Below are 23,296 nucleotides of genomic sequence, written 5' to 3' on the forward strand. Positions count from 1 at the left end.
TTTATGACAGACAGCACCATTGAAGACCCACAGGCAACGCGCAGTGACGTAAAGGTTCTTACCCTGATCTCAGCGGGGCATTTCCTCAGCCATTATTTCATGCTGGCCTTGCCAGCACTGTTCATTTTCTTCAACGAAGATTTGGGCATCAGCTACACACTTCTGGGGGTCATGCTGACCACACGATATGTCGGCACCGGGGTTGCACAGATTGCAGCCGGTTTCATGGTTGATCGCTTTGGTGCCAAGATGATTCTGATGGCCGGAATCATCTTGATGGTCACTGCTATGGGATTAATGGCCTTTGCCAGTAATTATTATGTCTTGATGCTTCTGGTCATTTTGGCGGGCGTGGGCGATGCCGTCTTTCACCCCGCCGATTACGCCATTTTAAGTTCTTCAATCAGCGAAAAGCGCATGGGCAGATCATTTTCTGTTCACACCTTTGCGGGCCATTTGGGGTTCGCAGCCGCCCCTGCTGTGATTGTCTTTGTTTCAACCGTTTGGGACTGGCGCACGGCCTTGCTAATTTCAGCGGGCGTGGGCTTTGCCATCATTTTTATAATGCTGACCCAATGGTCAAGCCTGAACGACAGTGCCACCAAGGCTAGAAAGAAAGACCCTTCTGAAAATTCAGAAGAAGATGCCACGACCAAAGAGCTTCTGACATCACGGCCTGTATTGTTACTGTTTGCCTTTTTTGTCATGACCAGCCTGGCTGGCAGTGGCCTGCACAGCTTCTCTATTCCCGCACTCCATGCGCTCCATGGGACGTCCGTGGTTGATGCAGGCTTTGCCGTTGGTGGCTATATGCTAATCAGCTCATTTGCCGTTCTATGTGGCGGGTGGATTGCTGATAACATTGAACGACAAGACCGGTTTGCGGCCATGGCTTATGCGGCTTCAATCTTTGTTGTCGGCATGATTGTGTGGATGCCCATGCATTATGCCTTGCTCGTCTTCCTGTTTGGGCTGGCCGGTTTCTGCCATGGCGTGGTTCGCCCCGCACGGGACATGATGGTTCGGGAAGTTGCGCCAAAGGGCAGCACGGGCCGTGTTTTTGGATTTATCTTCACCGGCCAAAACGTTGGCGGTGGGTTGGCCCCGATCCTTTTGGGCGGGTTGATGGACCATTATCCACCACAATATATTTTCTATTTCTGCATCGGATTTATGATCCTTTGCATCCTGACCATTCTTGCTCCACGCGGCCCAATGAAGAAAACATCTGTCGCACCAACGGGTGCCGGTGAATGACGACCCCAGCCCGAAATTTTTCTCGCTATAGAGGAAATTCCGGGCGCACGCTTGTCATCGCCGCTGGTATCTCACTTCTCTTGCATGGCAGCGTGCTGGCATTTACAGAAGGGTTTTGGAAATCTACCCCACCAGAACTGCCGACCGTGATGGCAGTATCGCTGGTCGCTGCCCCCAAAACGCCTGGGCCGGTAACAGACACCGCCAAACAAACGGCATCGATCAAACCCATACAGCCAAAAAAAGGGGCTAAAAAAGCAGCCGTTAAACCGGTTTCTAGAAACAAGGTTTTGACCAAAGTCACAAAAAAGAAAGCGGTCATTAAAAAAGCGGCCAAAGGTAATGTTGCTAAGAAGACAACCTTGAAAACATTGCCGGCTTCGTTAAAACCCATTGAAAAAATCGCTATTATGCTACAAAGCCCAGAACACGTTGCAAAACCCCAGCTGGCTGCTTATTCATCGAATTCTTTAAGTGTTTCGCCCGGGCTTGATCAGGCCCAAAAACCAAATCGGGCCATCATCAGCGATCAAGAAACGGTTCCTCTTTTTTCTGGCGCTTCACTTTCGAATGCCCCCCCGCAATACCCGTGGCTTTCACGCCGCCAGGGTGAAGAAGGCCGGGTGCTACTGGATGTCCACGTCTCCAAGGACGGTCGTGCAAAAAAAATCCGCATCAAACAATCAAGCGGCCATGACCGTCTTGATGAAGCCGCCCGCAATGCGGTTCAAGGATGGCGGTTTATCCCCGCACAAACCGCAGGCACGGCCCGCCCGGGACGCACAGAAGTGCCGATTGTCTTCAGGCTGACCGATTAAGGCTTACACTTAAAATTTAGAGGATAATGCTGATTTTACCATGAGGCCTAAGGGCATCATGGTCCAAAACCGCGCGGCGGCGGCGGAATAGAAAATTCCCACGCTCCCCCACTTCCAGAACATGTTCATACCGCCCGATATAGGTATCAATGGTGCCCTTGCGCATCCGGACCACCATAAAATTGGCAACAATTTCTACACAATCATCATCACAGCCAACAACACGCACATTGGAAATCATGCGACGTGTGTTTGATCGCGGGCTTTCAACAAATGCATCCACGCTTTGAAGACGCTTAACCCGGCCCTCTAGAACTTCTCTGTTATCTGCAACGATATACAGCGTCTCTTCCGGGCGACCATCTGGATTGTCTGTTGCCGGAATTTCATAAACTGCATCTTCGGTAAATAATTTCAGCCAGTCATCAAGCAACCAATTGTCTAGAAGGTCTGCTTCTAAATAGAGAAAGTCTTCAATATCGGCACGCTCAACCTGCCCGCCACCTTTGGAATGCGTGTTCATGATGCGCCACCAAGCGGGGAAATGTTTTCGCCCCCGGCCATCAATTCACCCCACCGCCTGTAAAAAGACCGGATCTGGGTTTCATGGCTCGATAGCTTGTCTTCTTCGGCCCGGGTCTCTTCACCAAAATAACCCCGAGAATAATCAGACCAATTGGTTTCACGCCAGGCATGGAACCCACGCTGGCATCCTTCAAAGGCTTCGATGTCGTCGGGCGTTGCAAACCCGCCCGGGCCCAAAAATGTATTAAATGCATGCAGCCGTCGTCTGCGGGCCTCGGCCGGCTCACCGATGGGGGCCAGCGCCCATTGGGTTACTTCCATATAATCAGGCGCCACCGGGTTCACTTGCCGGATCACTGTTGCCATGATGTCGTTGATCAACAGATTAGGAAACAACATCAGGTTTCGGTCTGTGTCCCCGACCATCGCCGCCGCTTCTGAGCTAAGGCGTTTTTCAAGGCCAGCGCGCAAAGCATCAATCCTAATTTTCTCCGCCTCTCCCCAGGCCGGTTCCCACCGCGCTACGGGCCGGCCCCAGCCCGCCTTAAAGCAAACAACCCCATGGCCATTGCCAAGGTCATAGCCCGTTCCCCCAACACCACCAGAAATATCAGCCCCGATATCTTCCAGATATTGGAAATAGGTCTTGTGCAGGGGGACGGTGTGATAAAAATCGATGGAATTTTCCACCAAAAGCTTCCAATTGGCCCGGGCTGAATAAAGCTGGGTCCCCTGGATCACCTCCATCCCGTCTTCGCCTTGATCAGCGACATAATCAAGATAGGTCTTCGCACGCCCCAGATAGGTTTCAAGGTCCACCGCATCTTTATCAAAGCAGATAAACACAAAGCCTCTGTAATTGGTGACCCGGGGCACGGCTGTCAGATCGAAATTACAGTTCGATGATTCACCGCCATAAGATTCTTTATCTGGGATATTCAGCACCGCACCGGTATTGGCGAAGGTCCAGGCGTGATAGAGGCAGCGAAAGGCCTTCGCATTGCCTTTGGGTTCCCGGCATACCTCTGCTCCCCGGTGAGGGCAAGAATTGATGAAGGCCCGAATCACACCATCATCACCATGAACCAAGATCAGGGGCCTACCCACCAGCGTCCTTGTCCGAAAATCACCGGGGCTGGGCACTTCGGATTCATGGCCAAAATAAACCCAGACCTTGTCAAAGACCCTGCGTTGTTCCGCATCAAAAATTGAAGGTTCAATCATGGCGGCCCGGTTGACCTGAAACACGCCTTCGGCGGCGTTATCAATGATCAACGATCCGTTGCCATCAAGCGATGTGGTCACTACCGGGCTTGGCATTTTTCTCTCCCCAATTTTTTGTCCCGCATTACGTGGCGGGAAATTCCTCATAAAAAGCCAGTTTTCGTTGCAAGGGCGCATCATCCACGACAAACACAAAGGCCGGGGTTTTGGATGATCCATTGGCAATTTTGACGGTAGCATGGGTGGGAATGGCAAACGTGTCATTTTCAGCAAAGCCCAAGGTGATGCCATCAACTTCGGCTTCGCCTACCCCTTCGATGATGTGCATCACGGCGGATGCAGACCGCCGGGTCAAATTCAGGGTTTCACCGGGACGGAGCATTAGGGCAGAAAAGCCAAGGATCGGCAGACATTCCTTGCCGGTTTCTGGATTAACGTAAGCCAACCAAACCGGGTCACTGGCTGCGGTGTCTGTGGCCAATGCCAGCAAGGATTCGCGAACCTCCACCCAGGGGTAGCGGTAAAGCGGATAAGCTGCCCGGTCCCGGCCCAAGGACTGGTATGGCACCAGACCGGCCCGGCGATAGCGGGTCTGGGAGGAATCCGGCGCATTGCGCAACGGCTGGGATGGGCCTTCGATGGCATAAGATGCCTCAAGATAATAAACCAGCGGCAAATCAAGCGCGTCCATCCAGATCACCGGGCCTGATCCTTCATGACCATGTTCATGCCAGGTATCGGCTGGGGTCAGGATCAGGTCACCCTTTTCCATCGGACATTTTTCACCCTCTACCGTGGTGAAACCACCAGAACCTTCGACCACACAGCGGATGGCGCTGGGCGTGTGTTTATGACACGGGGCCGTTTCACCCGGTTGGATCAATTGCATGCCGATATAAATGCTGGGCGTCGCCATCATATTTTCAAGGCCAAGGCCCGGATTGCTGAGCGCCAGAACCCTGCGCTCAGCCTTTTCAATGGGGGTCAGCTCACCGGCTTGTAACAACAAGGGGCGAATATCATCATAGCGCCACAAAACAGGCTCGGACTTTCGGGCAGGCTTGCCATGGGGCAGCAAGGCCCGAAGATTGGGCCATAATGCCTGCAGATTTTTGCCGTTCAGGTTTTTACGATATTCAACGGGCAATTCTTCCAGTGTTCCAAGTTCCGCCATTGGGCTTCCTTATAGGGTTAAGTCGTTATTTAATTTCGGACATTATGACCGCGGCCCACCTTCAGCGCCATGGCGTTCAAACCAGGGTGCGATTCGGTCATCGGCCGAAACAGGTGCTAGATCACGGCCATTTTCAAACCGGTCCAGTTTTCGGTTATAAAAACGCCAACACGCATCCAGAATTTCTGGTTTCAGCCACAGCTTTTTCTTTTCGATTTCTTCGCCTTCAACCCAATCCCATTTGAACCCGGAAGACTGCATCAACAGTTGATGACGACAGGCTTTTTCCAAAAAAATGCCCATCAGCATGGCATGTTTGATGGTGTTACCGCAAAAGGTCACCCCGTGATTGGCAACAAACAATGCATAAGCGTCCCCCATGGTCGCCGCACAATCGGCACCTAACTGCGGGGTTTTGATCAGGTCTGATGTATCTTTGTAATGGGGGACATTTTCCCCAAAGAATGCGCCTTCATGGGCGACGGCGCGCAAGGTTTCATGGGTAGATGAAAACGCCGATGCATAAAATGGGTGGGTGTGCCCTGCCGCTTCAATGTCTGGACGGGCGCGCAAAAGTTCCGCATGAATGGGCCATTCGGCGTGGACCCAGCGGCCATCGCCTTCCAAAACATTGCCATCGAAATCCATCAGCACCAGATCTTCTTGGGTACGCACTTCGCCTAGGCTGATGCCTTGCAGTTTCATCCAGAAACCGCGTCCCCCCGGGTCGCGCCACGACATGTGGCCAAGGGTCAGGTCTTCGTGCCCTTCCATCTCCAGAACCCGGTGGGCACGGATCAATTCCCCAATGCCTTCGTCCAAGATATTACTGCCGGTATTTTTATCGTCCATGGTCATCCGTTCCTGCCCTGTTATAGCAAGCATTATAACCGGATTTTGATCAGAAACAGATAAATGGGGGTGAAAAACACCCCCATTTATTTAAGCAGATTTTTGTAAGTGTATAAGGTCAGGACTTTTGGAATATTCCCTGATTTCGCCGTTTTGTTGATCAATGTCTTTAAACAAAAGCATATCGACCACCTGTTCTGAAGCACCTGGATAAAACCCGGTTTCCGCCATGAAGGTATCGGGGTTCCTGAACGTTCCAAAAATCATGTCAAAGACTGCAAAATTCGAGAAATTATAGTTATGAATGCCCCGACCATGATGGATTGAATGGGATTCTGGCCTTTGAACGAAATAACCCAGCCAACGCGGTGTTTTAATATTTGCGTGCTGAAAAATTCCGGTAAACGTTGTGGTTAGCATCACGATGGTGGCAGCCTCAGGCGTAATGCCCACAACAAGCACCAGCGCAACACTTCCGACAAAAACCCAGCCGACCATGTCTTGGGGGCTGAAATAAAAGGCACCGAATGTATCAAGGCGTTCGGCACTGTGATGCATCTGATGGATGCCCCGCCATAAAGTTGTAGATCGGTGCATGCTCCGATGCCACAGATATACGGTTAAATCATAGACCACCAGCCCAATAATTGCTCCACCAACCGTGCCAAGGGAGGATAAATCAAAAAGCTGGTATTGAGACAAATAGGTGTCCCACGCGATTGGCAAATAAGAAGCAAGTGAGAAATAGACAGCAAAGGCAACAGCCCCTCGCCCCAGCCAAGCCTTAGACTTTGGCAGGTCCTTGCGTCCAGGGAATGCAAATTCCCATACAATAAGCGCACCATAAATACCAAAAACAGCCAAAGAAACAGGATGCGTTATTACTTCAAAGGGTGTTGGCATTATAACCTCCTATGTCGTTTTAATTCCGGGAGCATCAGGGAGGACCGGAAAATTTCCAGCCCGTCCCGATGCTCCGTTTCAAAGTGGATTTTTCTACATCAGTGTCGACAAAGCAGCCTTGATACGGTTTTGCTGCGCGTCGGTTGTGAATTCCCCCAGAACCTTGAGGAAATGCGGATGTCCGGCACCGGACAAAATATATTGCCAGCGGTATGCCTTCAAAAGACCATCGGCAACACTTTGATGGATTCCATCACTGAGAACGCGTTGCCCGGTTTCGACAAAATATTTGGCATCATTCACGGCCTGGCCCTGAAGAATGCCATCCACGGCAACCACCAAATCGATGAGTTCATCAACAGCCGTATCGCGCTCGGCCGGGGTCACATCTGCATTGCAGCGGCGCCATTCAAGCTCATCCAGAATTGCGTGCTGGCGTTCTTCCTGCCAATGGTAAAGAAAGACATCCTTGAACAAGGGCGACAGGTTATCGTCCGATGCGATGCTTTCCTGATAGTGGCTCTGGGTGAACAGTTCAATGTGCAGGGTCAGGCCCAATACAGCCCAATTACCCTTCCCCAACACCACGCCTGCCACTGCATCGGGGTCCGGGGCCGCAAATTGGTAGCCAGCGGGCATGACCGCACCGGCCAGAGCATCAACCCGGCGAAACAGTTCCTGATGCTTCACCTCTTCGATGGAAAAACGATTGAGCGCCTCTTGGGCTACGGAATTTCCGAGCTGATCATCATAGAGTTCAGCCACTTTGGTATCGATGAACCGTTCCACCAATCCAAATATATTGGCATACGTCCGGCCCTGAATTTGGCTCAGATAGCGTTTTTCAGATTCTGTCAAATAGCTGAATTCTGAAATCAGGCTGAGCCCGTCTGGCAAAAATTTATGCCCGAGATCAAATGAACGGCCCTGAATGACATCTTTATCGATGTCCCAAGACACTTTTTTTGATGCTGCAATGCATCCTGCATATCGGGCGGTGACATCCCTGCCCTGACTGCGTGTTCCGGCATTGGCAAAGACTGGATTAATTTCTTTCACTTGTGTGTCGATTGAAATGGTCATTTTTTGTCTCCTATTGAATTTATTAAAAGCACCAAACAAACTGTATGGTACGTAACATACTATTTGGTTTGTTTTTGGCAAGGTAAAATATAAAAAAATTGAAATTTCTATTATCTATCTGTAATAAATAGATAATTTAGGGTGGTTGGCGGCCTTTACGGGGTTTGCACTTGACACAACGGCCCTAACTACATACCTATTGGTTGGTATTTAGAGAAAAAACGAGGGTAAAATGGCGATAAAAGGCGAAGAAACCAAAACCAAAATTCTGGATGCAGCCAAGCAACTGGTGATGGACCGGGGTTTTGCAGGCACCTCTATTGATGAAATCATCAAAGGCACAGACGTAACCAAAGGCGCCTTTTTTCACCACTTTTCATCCAAATCTGATCTGGCAGAGGCCCTTTTGAACCGATACGCAGAAGATGATGTGAACTTATTTCTTCACTATTCAGAAAAGGCCAAAACGCTCAGCGATGATCCCTTGAAACAAGCCCTTTTGTTCATCGGGATGTTCGAAACCTTTCTGGAAGAATTGGAAGAACCATTTCCCGGCTGCATGTTTGCCAGTTACATCTATGAAGGGGAACAATTTGACCCAACGGTCCACGCATTCATAGAAACATCCCTGAAGGCCTGGGAACAGATTTATGAAGAACGGTTCGATGCCGTTCTTGCCATGTACAAGCCAAAATTAAGAATAACTGCAAAGCAGTTGGCGGAAACCTTCGTCTGCTTACTTGAAGGTGCCTTTCTGGTGGCACGATCGCGCAATGATACCGGACTGATCATTCGCCAATCGCGCCAATTCAGAAAATATCTGGAATTTTTGTTTTATGACTAGCCTTGATCAAACCGCGATAAAATCCGTTTCGTAAAGATCTTCCAGCCGCTTTAAAACATCCGTCGGCAATGGCCCCATTTCAACTGCTTTCAGTGCCGCATCCACATGTTCGGGCGCCCCAATCCCGACCAAAGCCAGTGACAAATGGGGACATGAAATCGCAAACCGGACACCGGCCTGGGCGCGCGTGCCGCAAGTGTCCCCAATGGCTTCCACAACTGATGCCACCTTTCTGATTTCCGTTTCTTTATCTGTTTCCTTGGTCATCATGGAAACCCGGCGATCGCCAACATCCTGGGCGATAATCCCCGCATCCAGAATCCGAATACCCAGCACCCCCATGTCGTGGCGTTTACACGCATCAACAATTCCATCAAGGCGCTGGCCGGTCCAGCTGTCTGGCATGGTCCGGGCCGCACTGGGATTGACCATATTGTAAAACACCTGTGCAGAATCAAAGCGATCACTTTCGATCACTTGGTGCAGGGATGGCACATCGCCAAGGGCCGTGAAACCCACGAAATCACAGCGCCCTGCCTGTTTCATTTTTTCCATGCCTTCCAAAATGCCGCCGGGGCCGAGAATATCTTCGGGCGTAATGGCACGGGCATCATCGAGACCGGGATCAATGCGGTTGTGAAGCTGTAATAAATCGACCTTGTCTCGTCTTAGGCGCGACAAACACCCATCAAGATGTTCTTCGACCTGGCCTATAAAATCACCCTGATCGGGCTCTAAGGTCAGCTTGGTGGAAATATGCGCATCCCCCGCCTCTGCCTCTTCCAGCAATTCGCCAAGGGCAGATTCAGAACCATAAGCCTCTGCCGTATCAAACCAGTTGATCCCACCCTTTAACGCCGCATCAATGGCACGGCGGCGGTCTTCTATGGTGCCATTGATCAAAAGGCCGCCGACTTTGCCGCAGCCAAAACCAATTTCTGACACCTTCAATCCAGTTTTTCCAAACGTCCGGTATTTCATGACGGCCCCCCCATTGGCTTTTATGGCATCAAACGAATTCTGGTTTTTCTTTTAAATAATGCTCGCGCATTTGCGGGCGGAACGTTTCCATCATGGCCCGGTTCAGGTCTGCGGGTGGGTCTTGGCCCACCGGCAACAAGGGCCGGTATTCGGCACCGGCCAATTCATCGCGAAAGCTGTCCCATGCGGTTTCCACCAATTCCGGTTTCATCAGGAAATCAAGTGCCGATGCGGCCAACGTCCCTGCCCCGGCCAAGGCCCCCTTATGGGCAATGGATGTGGCCAACGCCACCCCTGCGGCCCAGTGGTGATAGCTGATATTGGGGATATTACCGGGATAATAGAATTTCGATGTTGGCACCTTCCACGAAACATCCCCCGCATCATTGGCAGAAAAACGCTGCTCGGCTGGCCCATCAAGGCTGTTCACGGTGTGATGAAGGCCATCGACAGCCACGCCTGCACTTTTCTGTAAGGAACGGGCCAGTTCTTCTTCTGCCTTGTCCCATTCGGGCATGCCGACACATTCGATATTGCGCTGCACCACTTCGGCGACCGTTTGATTGCCACGCACGGGCCACACCGCTGATAACACGGTGTATTCCCATTCAGTATTTGTCATCAACGCCGCCCCTTCGGCGACTTTCTTGGCGTGTTCAAACAGTTTTTCAGCACCCTCAGCCGTTGCATCCCGAAAGTACCACCAGATTTTTGTGCATTTGGGAATGACATTGGGCTGATGGCCACCTTCCAGAACCACCCGATGGATACGCGATGTTGGCGGCATGTGTTCGCGGTACTGGGCCAGCCCCGCATCCATCATCATCAAACCATCAAGGGCATCCCGTGCCTTCCACGGGGCTGTTCCCGCATGGGCGCTTTCACCGTTAAAGGTAAAAATGGCGGAGACAAGGGCCGATTGTAACATCCCATAACCAACCCGCAGGTCCGCCCCGATATGGGGATGCAACGCAATATCCACATCATCGAAATAGCCGTCGCGAACAAAATAAGGGCGCGATAAAACCTGTTCTTCTGCTGGTGCGCCTAAAATTCGGAGGGTGCCAGGGATGTTGAATTGCTCCATCACCCGCTTAACGGCGATGGCGGCACCGATCATGACCGCGCCATTCACGTTGTGGCCTTCACAATGTCCGGGCGCGCCTTCGGTGATGGGCGTTTGTTCTGTGACACCCGACTTTTGGCTGTTATCAGGGTTGGCATCAAATTCTGTGTGGATCGTAATAACGGGTTTACCAGAACCAAATTCACCCAGAAAGGCCGTGGGGAATCCGGAAAGGCCGCGCTTCATCTTGAAGCCCTCCTTTTCCAAAAGACCGCTCATCAAGGCGGCACTTTCGTATTCCTGATTGCCCAGTTCCCCAAAATAAAAAATGTTATCGCCCACTAGGCTAATGGCCTTCGCATTGGCCGCTATACAATCAAACGCCGCACGTTTTTCAGGCGACAAATTATCCATATTCATAAAGACACAGTCCTATTCATCATAAGATTCGAGTAATTCAACCGGGTCGCCGAATTTTTCGGCAGCGGCAATCACCTGTTCATCGCGCAGCGACATCAAAAAGCCCTTGTCCAAAATGGTCGTGTTCCCCGCCTTCACCGTTGTGTCGAAGGTCACCAGGTCCATATGGATATGGGGTTCTTCCCAATGTGGGATGGCGCGTCGCAGGTACGCGCTTTCTTTCAATGCATTAATCCCGAAATGCAGCCCGCCCGGTGAATTGGGCCCGGCCGGATAAATGCCATAACGCGGCGCTTTTGGATTATGGCCACAGCCCAGTTCCTGAAGCCTGCCGCCGATCAAATATTCTCTCATTTGCTCGGCCTGCAGGGATTTACCATGCACCTTTGACACGAAATCATCTTTAAATTCGACGCCAATTTTTTCATCAAATGGTTTTGGAAAGCCAACGGCCCATTGTGGGAAAATTACCCCGTTCATTTTGGCAAATGCTTTGGGGTCCCGTGCATGGGCAGTTTGGCCATAAAGGTTGGGCCCGTGGGTCGGCAGGTAATGGATATAACACCCGGGCTCTGTTGCCGTGTTGAGCCCACGCCAGCGGCTAATCCCCAAAAGGGTTTCCGTCATTTTTGGCGTAAATTCGATTGTCAGGTCTGACCCACGGTCATCGGTGAACTGCATATCGAAATTCACATCTCTGGGGTACAGCCTTGCCGTGGCCCGAATGATTTCCCCCACCAATTCAACCGGGAACCGCGCATGGGGCGTTTCCAGCACATCCAGATTGCGAAAATAGGTAATCTTCACCCAACGTTGCCCCGTTTCCTTCCGCATTTTGTTGGCAAAGGGGCACCCCGTAGAAGCAAACCAGGATGACACCACGAAATCACTTTGTTCCAACAAGGGCCGGACGACTTCGGGGATTTCCGTAATTCGCGTCGATGGCCACATAAATTCCCTGCATTCTGCCCCATTGGCTCGGGCAATACCGGAAATGGCATCCACAACACGGCGGTCCAGACGTGGATCGGTCAAAAAGGCAACCCGATCACCCGGCTTGATGGCAAACACCTTGTTCATATTCGCGTATGCCTGAAACCGGTTGCGAATGGTGGTGGATTCGGTCTCTTTTGCAGGCGGCATGGCCGTTGCGGTGTAAGATTCCCGAATATCATCAAGGGTTGGTGGCGTATGGCTCATAATTACTCCCCGTTTTTTTATTGCTGCGCCCAAACAGGCGTCATAATTGGCTTAAGAATAACACTTTTTACGGCCAGATCACGCCCGCAAACCGCAAAGCGACCTTTGCGTCATTTTTTCATCATAAATTGCCAAAAAAATTATCAAAAACTCTAGACGAACCGTCCCGGAATGAACCATTATGCGGGCCTTAAGATGCGAAGATATCGCAACCACATAGAGTTCACATAATGAAACCAACCGATACGTCTGATTCGGATTTCTTTCACCGAGTCGTTGACTGCCAATGGGCCTGCCCTGCCCATACCGCAGTACCCGAATACATTCGCCTGATCGCTCAGGGAAAGTTTACCGACGCCTATATGGTCAACCGGGCATCCAACATATTTCCAGGAATCCTGGGCCGTGTATGTGACCGGCCCTGTGAACCGGCTTGTCGGCGCGGACGCCTTGATGATGCAGAACCTGTCGCCATTTGTCGGCTGAAACGGGTAGCAGCAGACCATCGCGATGACATCACCGATCAATTGCCAAAGGCACCAAAGAAAAAGAATGGCAAACGCATTGCCATCATCGGTGCGGGACCCGTGTCGTTGAGCGTTGCCAATGACCTGATGCCCCTTGGGTATGACTGCACCATGTTTGAATCCCTTTCCCGCCCGGGCGGATTGATGCGTTCCAATATTCCATCCTTTCGCCTGCCCACCAAGGTTCTGGATGAAGAAATTTCATACATCACCGATATGGGGGTGGACCTTCGCCTGAACACACGGGTGGAAAGCATGACGGGGCTTTTGGATGATGGCTATGACGCTATCTTTGTTGGCACCGGCGCGCCCAAGGGCAAAGATCTGGTCTTGCCCGGCCGCGATGAAAGCGACCATATCCATATCGGTATTCAGTGGCTGGAATCTGTCGCGTTTGAACATATTGAATCCATTGGTAAACGGGTGTTGATCATCGGCGTTGGCAACACAGCCATGGATTGCTGCCGCACATCGCTGCGGTTGGGCGCCACAAATGTCAAAGTCATGGCCCGCAAACCCCGCGAATTCTTTAAGGCATCAGATTGGGAACTGGAAGATGCCGAAGAAGAAAATGTCGATATCATGGTCAATCATTCGCCCAAGAATTTTGTTATAGAAAACGGCAAGCTCAAGGGCATGACCTTTGAAAAAATGGATTACACGCTGGATGAAAAAGGCGAAATAACCGATAGCACCGTTTCGGAAGAAGTCTTTATCCCATGCGATGATGTTGTTCTGGCCATCGGCCAAGACAATTCATTCCCCTGGATTGAACGCGATATCGGGATCGAATTCGGCAAATGGGATATGCCGGTGGTAGACCCCGTCACCTTTGCATCAACACGAGAAAATGTGTTCTTTGGCGGCGACGCTGCATTTGGCCCCAAAAACATTATCTGGGCGGTTGAACATGGGCATCAAGCCGCCATTTCCATTCACAAACATTGCGAAGGCACCCCCGTTACCGACCGACTTCCCGATGGGGTAAATCTTCAATCCACCAAAATGGGCATCCATGAATGGCGCTATTCCAATAACTATGACCCCGCCGCGCGGGGTGAAATGCCCCATGTCGACCTGAAGGAACGGTTCAAAAAACTGGATATCGAAGTGGAACTGGGCTTTACCGTTGATCAGGTCGTAACAGAGGTTGAACGGTGCCTTAACTGTGATATTCAAACTGTTTTCACGCCGAAGCTCTGCACCGAATGCGATGCATGCATTGATATTTGTCCCGTTGATTGCCTGACCATTGTTGAGAACACGGACGAAGATGAATTACGCCAAAACCTGACGACCCCGGCACAAGACCCGGACCAGCCCATGTTTGTGTCTGATCCCCTGAATTATACAAAACGGGCCATGGTCAAGGATGAAAATTTCTGCGTCCATTGTGGGCTTTGTGCAGAACGCTGCCCAACGGCTGCTTGGGATATGGAACAATCGACGATCACCTTTGCCTATGCGGGTGATGAAAACGGAGGAAGTGCGTCGTGCCACAAACGAAAAGTCGGCTAAACGACTTCGTCGTCAAAATTGCCAATGTCAATGGCACCGGATCGGCCAGCGCCAATGCACTTCTGATGAAGGCATTCTTTCGCATGGGCATTCCCGTGGTGGGCAAGAATTTCTTTCCATCCAACATTCAGGGCATGCCGACCTGGTACGAAATCCGGGTCACCAAAAAGGGCTACAAGGGCCGTTCTGGCAACATCGATATCATGCTGGCCATGAATGCAGAAACCTATGCCGATGACATCAAAGAAGTCACCGCTGGCGGTTACCTTATCTATGATTCATCCTGGCCACGGGACAAACTTCTATCACGCAGTGATATTACAGTGATGGGCATTCCCCTTGCAGACATGTGCAACGAAGCCTTTGCCAATCCCCGCATTCGCATCCTGATGAAAAACATGGCCTATGTTGGTGCCATGGCCGCATTGGTTGGCATTGAAATGTCAGTCATCAAAACATTGATCGAAGAAATGTTTGCAGGCAAACCCAAACTTGTTCCAGCAAACATGCAGGCGATTGAGCTTGGTTATGATTATGTCAGCAGCCATTTTGATTGCCCCTTGCCACTTCGGGTCAAAGCCTTGGACAAAACCAAGGGCCACATCATGATTGATGGCAATACGGCCGCCGGGCTTGGCTGTGTATATGCAGGGGCCACCGTCGGGGCCTGGTATCCTATTACACCGTCAACGTCGCTCATGGATGCCTTCACATCATTTTGCAATCGTTTCCGCGTTGATAAAGAAACCGGGGAAAAGCGCTTTGCCATCATTCAGGCCGAAGATGAATTGTCTTCTGCCGGTGTTGTTGTTGGCGCTGGCTGGACCGGTGCGCGCGCCTTTACCACAACATCGGGACCCGGAATTTCATTGATGGGTGAGCTGATCGGGCTTGCCTATTACGCCGAAGTCCCCATGGTGCTTTTCAATGTACAGCGTGTTGGGCCGTCCACAGGCATGCCAACCAGAACCCAGCAAGGCGACATCATAAGCTGCGCCTACGCCTCTCATGGTGATACCAAACATGTTTTACTGTTCCCCAGTGATCCCGGGGAATGTTTTGATATGGCCGTTAATGCGTTCGATTTATCAGAACGCCTTCAAACGCCGATCTTTGTTCTGTCCGATCTTGATATCGGCATGAATGACTGGATGTGCAAAGAATTGAAATGGAATGATAAATACCGCCCAGACCGTGGCAAGGTTCTCAACGATGCTGAACTGGCCAAGATCAAAGATTTCCACCGCTATCTTGATGTAGACGGGGATGGCATTCCTTACCGGACATTGCCCGGCTCAAAACCCAAAGGCGCTTATTTCTTCCGGGGTGCCGGGCATAACAAGTACGGTGGCAGGACAGAGGTCGGGGACGAATACCAAGACGTCATGGATCGCTTGTTGGTTAAATGGGAAACCGCAAAAAATCTGGTTCCACCCCCGGTTGTCAGGCGTTCCAAAAAAGAGACCCGCACGGCCATCCTGTCCATTGGCTCTTGTGATGGTGCGATACGCGAAGCCATCGATGGCCTGAACGCACAAGGCATCTCCGTTAATTACATGCGCGTGCGGGCCTTCCCGTTCAGTGAAAAGGTCGAAGCTTTTCTTGAAAACCATGATCGCATTTTCGTTATTGAACAAAACCGCGATGCCCAGTTAAAAAGCCTTCTGATCAATGAAACCCGGGTGGAAAAGAAACAACTGGTATCCATCCTGAATTATGATGGCATGCCGATGTCACCGGATATCATTGAAAAAACCATCTCGGAAACCGTTGCCAAGGAGAATGCCGCATGAGCTTCATTCGCAAACCAAAGGTTTCCCATAAAGGAAGCACCCGGAATGATTTGGGCCTGACCCGGAATGAATATGACGGGGCCATGTCTACGCTCTGTGCCGGGTGTGGCCATGATTCAGTTACCGCTGCCATGACCCGGGCATTTTTTGAACTTTCCATCCCACCCCATCGCGCCGTTAAAATCAGCGGCATCGGTTGTTCATCTAAAACAACCGCCTATTTCATGGGGCAATCCCACGGGGCCAACACCGTTCATGGGCGCATGCCTTCCATTGCCACCGGTGCATCGGCGGCCAATCGTGAACTGTATTGCATTGGCGTCAGCGGGGATGGCGATAGCCTTTCTATTGGATTGGGCCAATTTGCCCATGCCATGCGACGCAATTTAAATATGCTCTATATTATTGATAACAATGGCGTCTATGGCCTGACCAAAGGGCAGTTTTCAGCATCTGCCGCCCTGGGTGCCAAGGCCAAAAAAGGTGAGCAAAACACCCAGGCACCCATTGATCCCGTTAAAACAGCATTGGCACTTGGGGCCAGCTTTATTGCCCGCAGTTTTTCGGGTGATAAAGCCCAGTTGGTGCCCCTGATCAAGGCTGGATTGAAACATCAAGGGTTTGCCTTGATCGATATCCTGTCGCCTTGCGTCACCTTCAACGACCACGAAGATTCTGCCATGTCATATGCGCACGCGTATCAGAATCTACACCCCGCAGCCCATGCCGATCTTATCGATGCCAAATCAGAAATCAGCGCCTCTTATAACGAAGGCCAATCAATTTCTGTAACCCTGCACGATGGCAGCACCATCATGCTGAAAAAGACCGATGAAGACTATGATCCCCGTGACAGGGCCAAGGCCTTTAACTATGTCATGAGCCATCAGGAACGCGGCGAAATCGTTACCGGGCTTTTATATATCGATGAAAACAGGCCAGACATGCATGGGGTGAATGGCACAGTGGCCGCCCCATTGGCAACATTCCCGTATGAAGACCTTAATCCGGGGTCAAAAGCCTTGGAATCCCTCCAAGAACGGTATCGCTAGGGTTAAATTTTCAATCCCTAGAAACCTTATGTTTACCTATCTATGTAAACATACTACTTTAGTAGCATGTAAAGGAAAGATAACGCGATGAAGCGACTTCTTGTCGTTGATGATGAAGTTGAATTTGCCAATTTCGTAAAAGGGGCCAGTTCAACCCTTGATTTCGAAGTGGCGCTTTGTCACGACTGCAAATCAGCACGGAAGAAAATTCGCGACTTCAAACCGGATATTTTGGTCCTTGATATTGTCATGCCCGGTGAAGACGGCATTGAATTTTTGCAATGGTTTTCGTCTGAAGAGGGGAAAGAAAAGACCAAGGTCATCCTTGTGACCGGGTTTAACCCCCACTACATGGAAATGGCTGAAAAGCTGAGTTCGCTCTCAGGCATTGATATTGTCACCACATTGCAAAAACCGGTGCATCTATCTGATCTGCGGGCGGCACTTACCAGCTAGACACGCCATCAAGCCTGTAATTCAACCATCAAGCGGTTTTTGAAGTCTGAAAGGGCTTGAGCATCATAAGGCTCAGCTTTTCCACAGCCCCAAACCGGCCCCGGCCATGCCGCATCCTTTGATGTCCGTGCAATAACATGAATATGAAGCTGCGGCACAATATTGCCAAGGGCTCCAACATTCATTTTATCAGGCTTGAACATGCCATTCAGTATCTTGGAAATCAGGGTAATTTCCTCCATCAAAATAGCCCGATCCTCAATCGACAAATCATGAATTTCTTGCACGCCAGCGCGTTCAGGTACCAAAATCACCCATGGAAACCGCCGGTCATTCATTAGCAATATGCGGCTTAGCCCCAGTTTGGTTATCAAATGCGTATCTTGATCCAGGCGTGGGTCCAGCTTGAATGTCGTCATAAAGGGATGCCAATCATCTTTATTTGGGGTATCTGCATCTGATAGCCTGTAGATGCTGTAAAAATAAAATGGGAAGAATTATGTTTCATGCTGACCATACGTCCCTGCAAATCATTGCTCATCTCCTGATCGCATCGCTGTTTGTTATCGTCGGCATTCGCAATCTCTTGAATTGGGGTAACACGACCCGCCGCATGGCAGAACTTAATGTTCCGGTTCCAGGTTTTTCATTTGGCCTAGCATTAATCCTGCAATTTAGCGGTGCATTCATGGTAGCGGCTGATTATTTCGCCAGTATCGGCGCCCTAATTTTAATCGGGTTCACCATCGTCGTGTCTGCCTTTTACCATCGGTTCTGGGAATACGAAGAACCCCGCGCCCGCCAGGTCCATTTCCAGTTCGTCTGCAACAATCTTGCCGTGATTGGCGGGTTGATGCTGATTGTCTAACCGCCAATCAAGATTGGCCGGAAATCACCCGCCAAATCCGTTCAGATGTCATCGGCATGGGAATTTCCCGAATGCCATAATCAGACAGGGCATCGATCACCGCGTTGCCCACAGCAGGCAGCGCCCCAACATTGCCGGCTTCACCCGCACCCTTGACGCCCAAAGGATTGGTCTTGGTCGGCACCGCATTGCTTTTGACATGAATGTTGCTGAAATCAGCGGCATGGGGCATGGCATAATCAAGAAAGGACCCCGTTTGGAGCTGTCCATTGTCGGGATCAAACCGAATATCTTCCATTAAGACTTGGCCTAACCCTTGGGCAACACCGCCCTGAATTTGCCCGTGCAGCAAAAGCGGGTTCATCACAACGCCAACGTCATCCACCACGTTATAAGCAACGACGTCGACGGTGCCGGTTTCCATATCAATTTCCAGCTCACACGCATGGCAGCCATTGGGGTAATTCACTTCCTTATTTTCAAACACTGCTTGGACCACCAGCCCCGGTTCCATCCCATCGGGCAGGCTTTTGGGGTTGGCGGCCGCTTTGCCAATTTCCTTGATGGTCAGGGACTTGTTTGATCCAGTGCTGGAAAACACGCCGACTTCGAAGGACACGTCATCAATGCTGGCATCCATCAAATGGGCCGCAATGGCTGTTGCTTTGACGATAACTTTTTCTGATGCCATCAACAAAGCAGACCCACCAATGGTCGCAGAACGCGATCCACCTGAACCCTCTCCCATGAACACTGTCTCGGTATCGCCGCTGATGTAATGAACATCTTCTGGATCAAGGCCCAATTTGTCACAAACAAGTTGTTTGAAGACCGTTTCGTGACCTTGGCCCTGATTGACGGCACCTGAGAAAATGGTCACAGACCCGGAACGATCAAAGCGAATTTCACCCCCTTCTGTGCTGGGGGCGGCGGCACGTTCAATGGTGTTGGAAAAACCAAAGCCGCGCAGTTTCCCACGCTTTTTCGATTCTGCACGCCTGGCATCAAACCCTTTGTAATCAGCCATTTCCAAGGCGATATCCATGCCCTTTTCAAATTCACCACAGTCATAGGTAAAGGTCAGGCCTGTCTTGAAGGGCATGTCATCGGGAGAGATCAAATTACGGCGGCGAAGATCAACCGGGTCCACCGATAATTCATCCGCCGCAATATCAACAATACGCTCAATAATATAGGCAGCCTCTGGCCTGCCATTGCCACGGTAGGGGCGCACGGGATTGGTGTTGGTCAACACAGACGTGACATCGGCATGGATGGCAGGGGTTTTATAAACACCGGCCAATGTCCCTAAATTACCAATGTAGGCCTCTCCGCCTGATTGAAGATAGGCACCTGCGTTGCTGATGGTATTTACCCGAAGGGCCAGAAATTTATAATCGGAATCAAGGGCCAATGCGGCCTTTGTAACGTTATCACGACCCTGTCCATCACTGAGGAAGGCTTCGGATCGGGTGCTGGTCCATTTAACCGGGCGACCAATAAGTTTCGATGCCAAAAGCACCAGCGGCACTTCGTTATAGACCGCAGACTTCATCCCGAAACTACCGCCAACATCACCGGCGATACAGCGCAGTTTGTTTTCTGATACCCGCAACACTTCGGCCAATTGGGTGCGAAATGCATGGGCACGCTGCAAGGTCGTATAAATGGTATAGTGGCCTTCGGCAGAATCATAATCCCCGACACACCCGCGTGGCTCTGTTGGGGCTGCGGTTACACGGTTGATGGTAAATTCATGCTCGACCACGTGGGCCGCCGTTTTAAAGGCCGCATCCACGGCTTCTTTATCGCCGCCCAAATGAACAAAGCAGATGTTGTTGGGACAATCATCCCAAACCAACGGCGCATCGTCTTTCGATGCTTCATTTGTGGCCGTCACCGAAGGCAGCACGACATAATCAACATCAATCATTTCCATGGCATCCAAGGCCTGTTCGCGGGTTTCCGCAACGACAAAGGCAACATAATCGCCAACCCAACGCACCCGGTTTGTCACCAGGGCGGGATAATCAGGCAAATATAATGGTGATCCATCACGCCGCTTGCGGCTGTGGCCTTTGGGCAAATCATCATAGCCCGATGCCATCCAATCGGCCCCGGTCAATACTGCCAAAACACCCGGTGCTGACTGGGCCGTGGAAATATCAATGGAACGAATTTTTGCGTGGGCATGGGGAGAGCGTAAAACAACGCCGTGCGCCATACGCGGCAAAACAACATCATCAACAAAGTTGCCATGCCCCCGTAAAAGCCTTTGATCCTCAAACCGTGATACCGGTTGACCCAGAGCGAATTTACCCATTTTTTTCTGTCCTTTTAGATTCTTTACTGTTTATCCAAAAATTACCCCGAAATCATCAGGGACACACAACCCATTCACGGGGATAGGCATTCAGGCTTTTACAGCCATCTTTCCCCACCACCAGCGTTTCACCAAATTGCAGGCCCATTTTTTCATCCATCGTAATCACGTTGGGCTGGATGGTAACCACCATATTTTCCTGAAAGGTAACCGATGGGCTTTCGTGACGCTTTCCGATCGCCGTCTGGATGATGGGAGGGGACTGGCTGACCCCATGCAACAGATCGTCATAGGTGCGGTATCCCCTGTCATGGACCAGATTGGCTGCTTCTTCGACTTCCTCACTGGTGACCCCCGGTTTTATCATGCCCGCCAGGGTTTCAAAGGTTTCAAGCGCAACATCATGGAGTTTTTCCCATGCCGGTGTCGGGCCGGTGCCAATCGAAAACGTCCGATGAATCTGTCCGCTAACACCCCAATAGGCGCCGCTGATCTCGGTAATCAGGCAATCGCCTTTTTGCAGCCTCCGGCTGGATTGGTATTGGGCCGGCACCGGAAAATGCGGATCATCCATGGGCATAGAGGTCATGAAGTGAATACCCGCATAACCGCCTGCGTTTAAATACACGGGCTCGATGATGGCCGGAATTTCAGATTCCATCATTCCTTCGTGCAAGCCTTCTGCAACGGCGACAATAGAATCGTCGGTCAATTTGGAAGCAATGGCCAATCGTGCGATTTGTTCATCGCTTCGGATGGTTCGCATCATACGAAAAGCACCACTGGCATCAATCAGATCGGCATCGGGGTTCACTTCGGCAATTTTCAAATACTGTCGATAAGGAATGGAACCAACCAACCCAATCCGGCTGTCCCCCAGCCCACGTTCATTGATCAGGCCGGCAATTGAATTGCCTGTATTGGCCCCGGCCCAGCGGACATCAGACAGAACAGACAACACCCGGGCCATAGGCACGTGGTTGTACAGCTGGAGCATGACCACGGGATCACAGCCCTTTTGGAACAAAACATAGGCCTCACGGCTGCCCGGCCAATCGGTTAACCAATAGATTTCCGAAGCAAACCGCCCGGACCCAAACACCAGCAAGGCATCAACGCCTTGATCATCCATCAGCTTGTCGACCAATGCATGGCGCGCGGACATTTCTTTATCAGAATATCTTGGGAAATCGCTTGCTTCGCGCATTATGGCCTCTGTTTTCTTGTTTTTTGAGCGCAAAGCCCGGTGTCCCGAAGGTAATCCCTAGCCCACTTTCTTGCAAGCCGGTGGATGGCAAAAAAAATCAGTTAATTTTAGACGAACGGCGCGCAACCTATTATAATGAAAAGAAAAAGAAACATTATACATTGGGGAATGGAAACAAAATGTCCTATGAAAAGGGCGACGACCTAGAGTCTTTCAATGACGAATTAGCGGCACTGAACATGCGTGGCCAATGGCTGTCGGATGACCGCCGCGATCATGGGACGGGCGGTGCCTGGAAGGGTGACGTTTGGGAATCTACCCCCCGTGGGGATGCCCATATTTGGTCCTGGAAAGACACAGAACCATTGCTGGAAAAATCCTGTGATGCCATCCCGGAAAGCTTTACCGCAAGGCGTTCTCTGGTGTTTTCCAACCCGGGTCTCGAACGCTCTACCACCCACACCATGAATGTTGGCATTCAGCTGATTAAACCGGGTGAACTGGCCTGGGCCCACCGCCACACCATATCAGCGCTACGCTTCGTGATTGAGGGCCACAAGGACCTTTATACCGTCGTCGATGGTGCGGTTTGCCCCATGGCAGATAATGATCTGATTTTGACCCCCAATTGGCAGTGGCATGATCACCACAATCAATCCGATGGCCGCGCCCTTTGGCTTGATGTTCTGGATGGGCCGCTGATCGGGGCATTGAACCAGACGCTTTTTGAAAATTTTGGCCAAGACCAACAGGCCATTCGCAACGAACTGTTACCCGCACGCCTGCATTACCCATGGGCAGAGATTGAAGCATCGCTTAATGCGTTGGGTGAAAGCGACATTTCCCCCAATGATGGCTATATGATCACCTATCGTGATCCCGAAACCGGTGGCCCAGTGGTTAAAACCATGGAGCCCGCCATCCAGAAATTGCCCGCAGGCTTCAAGGGTGCCCCCCACCGTCATTCATCCAGCACCATTTATTTTGTTATCCGGGGGTCTGGGCAATCAGATGTCGATGGCAAGACCATCAAATGGGGGGCCAGAGATTGCTTCACCATCCCCGCTTGGGCCGGTCACACCCATCAAAATGGCTCTGGGGATGAAGATGCATTACTTTTTGCCGCCACCGATGGCGCAGCGCTTCGGGCCCTTGGGCTTTATCGTGAAGAACAGATTTAATTTCCACGCAAACATGTTAAACTG

21 protein-coding genes are annotated in these 23,296 nt (G+C 51.0%); 9 read left to right on the top strand and 12 right to left on the bottom strand.

Annotated elements, in window-relative coordinates; all coding sequences use genetic code 11:
- Positions 1-3: 3 nt before the first annotated feature.
- Positions 4-1,257, top strand: coding sequence for an MFS transporter (locus HOJ08_10495; GenBank protein MBT5673857.1), 1,254 nt, complete (start codon positions 4-6; stop codon positions 1,255-1,257).
- Complete coding sequence (locus HOJ08_10500; GenBank protein ID MBT5673858.1) at positions 1,254-2,075, top strand: energy transducer TonB; 822 nt, start codon at positions 1,254-1,256, stop codon at positions 2,073-2,075. Before HOJ08_10495 ends, HOJ08_10500 begins: the two co-directional genes overlap by 4 nt.
- Before the next feature lie 16 nt (positions 2,076-2,091).
- Here HOJ08_10500 and HOJ08_10505 read toward each other — a convergent pair whose 3' ends face one another.
- From HOJ08_10505 to HOJ08_10530, 6 genes are all read right to left on the bottom strand, one after another.
- Complete coding sequence (locus tag HOJ08_10505; GenBank protein MBT5673859.1) at positions 2,092-2,598, bottom strand: p-cumate dioxygenase; 507 nt, start codon at positions 2,596-2,598, stop codon at positions 2,092-2,094.
- A complete protein-coding gene (locus HOJ08_10510; protein ID MBT5673860.1) occupies positions 2,595-3,920 on the bottom strand; it encodes a Rieske 2Fe-2S domain-containing protein in 1,326 nt (441 codons plus the stop codon). Before HOJ08_10510 ends, HOJ08_10505 begins: the two co-directional genes overlap by 4 nt.
- Positions 3,921-3,948: 28 nt before the next feature.
- Complete coding sequence (locus HOJ08_10515) at positions 3,949-4,998, bottom strand: cupin domain-containing protein (GenBank protein MBT5673861.1); 1,050 nt, start codon at positions 4,996-4,998, stop codon at positions 3,949-3,951.
- A 42-nt stretch (positions 4,999-5,040) separates the two neighbouring features.
- On the bottom strand, positions 5,041-5,850 hold the full coding sequence (locus tag HOJ08_10520) for a class II aldolase/adducin family protein (protein ID MBT5673862.1): 810 nt from the start codon (positions 5,848-5,850) through the stop codon (positions 5,041-5,043).
- Between the two features lie 90 nt (positions 5,851-5,940).
- Positions 5,941-6,753: a sterol desaturase family protein gene (locus HOJ08_10525; protein MBT5673863.1), complete on the bottom strand. Its 813-nt coding sequence runs from the start codon at positions 6,751-6,753 to the stop codon at positions 5,941-5,943.
- 93 nt (positions 6,754-6,846) lie between these two features.
- A complete protein-coding gene (locus tag HOJ08_10530) occupies positions 6,847-7,731 on the bottom strand; it encodes a hypothetical protein (protein MBT5673864.1) in 885 nt (294 codons plus the stop codon).
- 337 nt (positions 7,732-8,068) lie between these two features.
- Here HOJ08_10530 and HOJ08_10535 point away from each other — a divergent pair, with 337 nt between their 5' ends.
- Positions 8,069-8,680, top strand: a complete 612-nt coding sequence (locus HOJ08_10535) for a TetR/AcrR family transcriptional regulator (protein ID MBT5673865.1) — start codon at positions 8,069-8,071, stop codon at positions 8,678-8,680.
- Between the two features lie 6 nt (positions 8,681-8,686).
- Here the strand turns inward: HOJ08_10535 and HOJ08_10540 are convergent, their stop codons facing one another.
- Genes HOJ08_10540 through HOJ08_10550 form a run of 3 tightly spaced genes read right to left on the bottom strand, consistent with a single transcriptional unit; the run spans position 8,687 to position 12,347 of the window.
- The gene (locus HOJ08_10540) at positions 8,687-9,661 is read right to left on the bottom strand and encodes a hypothetical protein (protein MBT5673866.1); all 975 of its coding nucleotides are present in this window, start codon (positions 9,659-9,661) and stop codon (positions 8,687-8,689) included.
- A 28-nt stretch (positions 9,662-9,689) separates the two neighbouring features.
- Complete coding sequence (locus HOJ08_10545; protein ID MBT5673867.1) at positions 9,690-11,147, bottom strand: amidohydrolase; 1,458 nt, start codon at positions 11,145-11,147, stop codon at positions 9,690-9,692.
- Between the two features lie 12 nt (positions 11,148-11,159).
- Complete coding sequence (locus HOJ08_10550) at positions 11,160-12,347, bottom strand: hypothetical protein (protein ID MBT5673868.1); 1,188 nt, start codon at positions 12,345-12,347, stop codon at positions 11,160-11,162.
- Positions 12,348-12,577: 230 nt separating this feature from the next.
- Here HOJ08_10550 and HOJ08_10555 point away from each other — a divergent pair, with 230 nt between their 5' ends.
- From HOJ08_10555 to HOJ08_10570, 4 genes are all read left to right on the top strand, one after another.
- Complete coding sequence (locus HOJ08_10555) at positions 12,578-14,392, top strand: FAD-dependent oxidoreductase (GenBank protein MBT5673869.1); 1,815 nt, start codon at positions 12,578-12,580, stop codon at positions 14,390-14,392.
- Positions 14,368-16,185: a 2-oxoacid:acceptor oxidoreductase subunit alpha gene (locus HOJ08_10560; GenBank protein ID MBT5673870.1), complete on the top strand. Its 1,818-nt coding sequence runs from the start codon at positions 14,368-14,370 to the stop codon at positions 16,183-16,185. The genes HOJ08_10555 and HOJ08_10560 overlap by 25 nt, the downstream gene beginning before the upstream one ends.
- Positions 16,182-17,237, top strand: a complete 1,056-nt coding sequence (locus HOJ08_10565; protein ID MBT5673871.1) for a 2-oxoacid:ferredoxin oxidoreductase subunit beta — start codon at positions 16,182-16,184, stop codon at positions 17,235-17,237. Before HOJ08_10560 ends, HOJ08_10565 begins: the two co-directional genes overlap by 4 nt.
- Before the next feature lie 87 nt (positions 17,238-17,324).
- Complete coding sequence (locus HOJ08_10570) at positions 17,325-17,693, top strand: response regulator (protein ID MBT5673872.1); 369 nt, start codon at positions 17,325-17,327, stop codon at positions 17,691-17,693.
- A gap of 8 nt (positions 17,694-17,701) precedes the next feature.
- On the opposite strand, the gene HOJ08_10575 is transcribed toward HOJ08_10570, so the two are convergent.
- A complete protein-coding gene (locus tag HOJ08_10575; GenBank protein MBT5673873.1) occupies positions 17,702-18,112 on the bottom strand; it encodes an HIT domain-containing protein in 411 nt (136 codons plus the stop codon).
- Positions 18,113-18,192: 80 nt separating this feature from the next.
- Between HOJ08_10575 and HOJ08_10580 the strand changes: the two genes are divergently transcribed.
- Positions 18,193-18,561, top strand: coding sequence for a DoxX family protein (locus tag HOJ08_10580; protein MBT5673874.1), 369 nt, complete (start codon positions 18,193-18,195; stop codon positions 18,559-18,561).
- Positions 18,562-18,568: 7 nt separating this feature from the next.
- Here the strand turns inward: HOJ08_10580 and HOJ08_10585 are convergent, their stop codons facing one another.
- Together HOJ08_10585 and HOJ08_10590 are read right to left on the bottom strand one after the other, a co-directional pair.
- Positions 18,569-20,884 carry a xanthine dehydrogenase family protein molybdopterin-binding subunit gene (locus tag HOJ08_10585; GenBank protein ID MBT5673875.1) on the bottom strand — a complete coding sequence of 772 codons (2,316 nt, stop codon included), beginning with the start codon at positions 20,882-20,884 and terminating at the stop codon, positions 18,569-18,571.
- A 55-nt stretch (positions 20,885-20,939) separates the two neighbouring features.
- A complete protein-coding gene (locus HOJ08_10590; GenBank protein ID MBT5673876.1) occupies positions 20,940-22,091 on the bottom strand; it encodes an aminopeptidase P family protein in 1,152 nt (383 codons plus the stop codon).
- Positions 22,092-22,270: 179 nt separating this feature from the next.
- On the opposite strand from HOJ08_10590, the gene HOJ08_10595 reads away from it, so the two are divergent.
- A complete protein-coding gene (locus HOJ08_10595; protein MBT5673877.1) occupies positions 22,271-23,272 on the top strand; it encodes a cupin domain-containing protein in 1,002 nt (333 codons plus the stop codon).
- Positions 23,273-23,296: the final 24 nt, after the last annotated feature.

The organism is Rhodospirillales bacterium (assembly GCA_018666775.1).
Taxonomy (GTDB): Bacteria; Pseudomonadota; Alphaproteobacteria; order SMXQ01; family SMXQ01; genus JABIXC01.

What these genes read in the sequence shown, in the direction of transcription:
- HOJ08_10495 (MBT5673857.1), top strand. Translation starts at nt 4, where the DNA reads ATGACAGACAGCACCATTGAAGACCCACAGGCAACGCGCAGTGACGTA.
- HOJ08_10500 (MBT5673858.1), top strand. Translation starts at nt 1,254, where the DNA reads ATGACGACCCCAGCCCGAAATTTTTCTCGCTATAGAGGAAATTCCGGG.
- HOJ08_10505 (MBT5673859.1), bottom strand. Translation starts at nt 2,598, where the DNA reads ATGAACACGCATTCCAAAGGTGGCGGGCAGGTTGAGCGTGCCGATATT.
- HOJ08_10510 (MBT5673860.1), bottom strand. Translation starts at nt 3,920, where the DNA reads ATGCCAAGCCCGGTAGTGACCACATCGCTTGATGGCAACGGATCGTTG.
- HOJ08_10515 (MBT5673861.1), bottom strand. Translation starts at nt 4,998, where the DNA reads ATGGCGGAACTTGGAACACTGGAAGAATTGCCCGTTGAATATCGTAAA.
- HOJ08_10520 (MBT5673862.1), bottom strand. Translation starts at nt 5,850, where the DNA reads ATGGACGATAAAAATACCGGCAGTAATATCTTGGACGAAGGCATTGGG.
- HOJ08_10525 (MBT5673863.1), bottom strand. Translation starts at nt 6,753, where the DNA reads ATGCCAACACCCTTTGAAGTAATAACGCATCCTGTTTCTTTGGCTGTT.
- HOJ08_10535 (MBT5673865.1), top strand. Translation starts at nt 8,069, where the DNA reads ATGGCGATAAAAGGCGAAGAAACCAAAACCAAAATTCTGGATGCAGCC.
- HOJ08_10540 (MBT5673866.1), bottom strand. Translation starts at nt 9,661, where the DNA reads ATGAAATACCGGACGTTTGGAAAAACTGGATTGAAGGTGTCAGAAATT.
- HOJ08_10545 (MBT5673867.1), bottom strand. Translation starts at nt 11,147, where the DNA reads ATGAATATGGATAATTTGTCGCCTGAAAAACGTGCGGCGTTTGATTGT.
- HOJ08_10550 (MBT5673868.1), bottom strand. Translation starts at nt 12,347, where the DNA reads ATGAGCCATACGCCACCAACCCTTGATGATATTCGGGAATCTTACACC.
- HOJ08_10555 (MBT5673869.1), top strand. Translation starts at nt 12,578, where the DNA reads ATGAAACCAACCGATACGTCTGATTCGGATTTCTTTCACCGAGTCGTT.
- HOJ08_10565 (MBT5673871.1), top strand. Translation starts at nt 16,182, where the DNA reads ATGAGCTTCATTCGCAAACCAAAGGTTTCCCATAAAGGAAGCACCCGG.
- HOJ08_10570 (MBT5673872.1), top strand. Translation starts at nt 17,325, where the DNA reads ATGAAGCGACTTCTTGTCGTTGATGATGAAGTTGAATTTGCCAATTTC.
- HOJ08_10575 (MBT5673873.1), bottom strand. Translation starts at nt 18,112, where the DNA reads ATGACGACATTCAAGCTGGACCCACGCCTGGATCAAGATACGCATTTG.
- HOJ08_10580 (MBT5673874.1), top strand. Translation starts at nt 18,193, where the DNA reads ATGTTTCATGCTGACCATACGTCCCTGCAAATCATTGCTCATCTCCTG.
- HOJ08_10585 (MBT5673875.1), bottom strand. Translation starts at nt 20,884, where the DNA reads ATGGGTAAATTCGCTCTGGGTCAACCGGTATCACGGTTTGAGGATCAA.
- HOJ08_10590 (MBT5673876.1), bottom strand. Translation starts at nt 22,091, where the DNA reads ATGCGCGAAGCAAGCGATTTCCCAAGATATTCTGATAAAGAAATGTCC.
- HOJ08_10595 (MBT5673877.1), top strand. Translation starts at nt 22,271, where the DNA reads ATGTCCTATGAAAAGGGCGACGACCTAGAGTCTTTCAATGACGAATTA.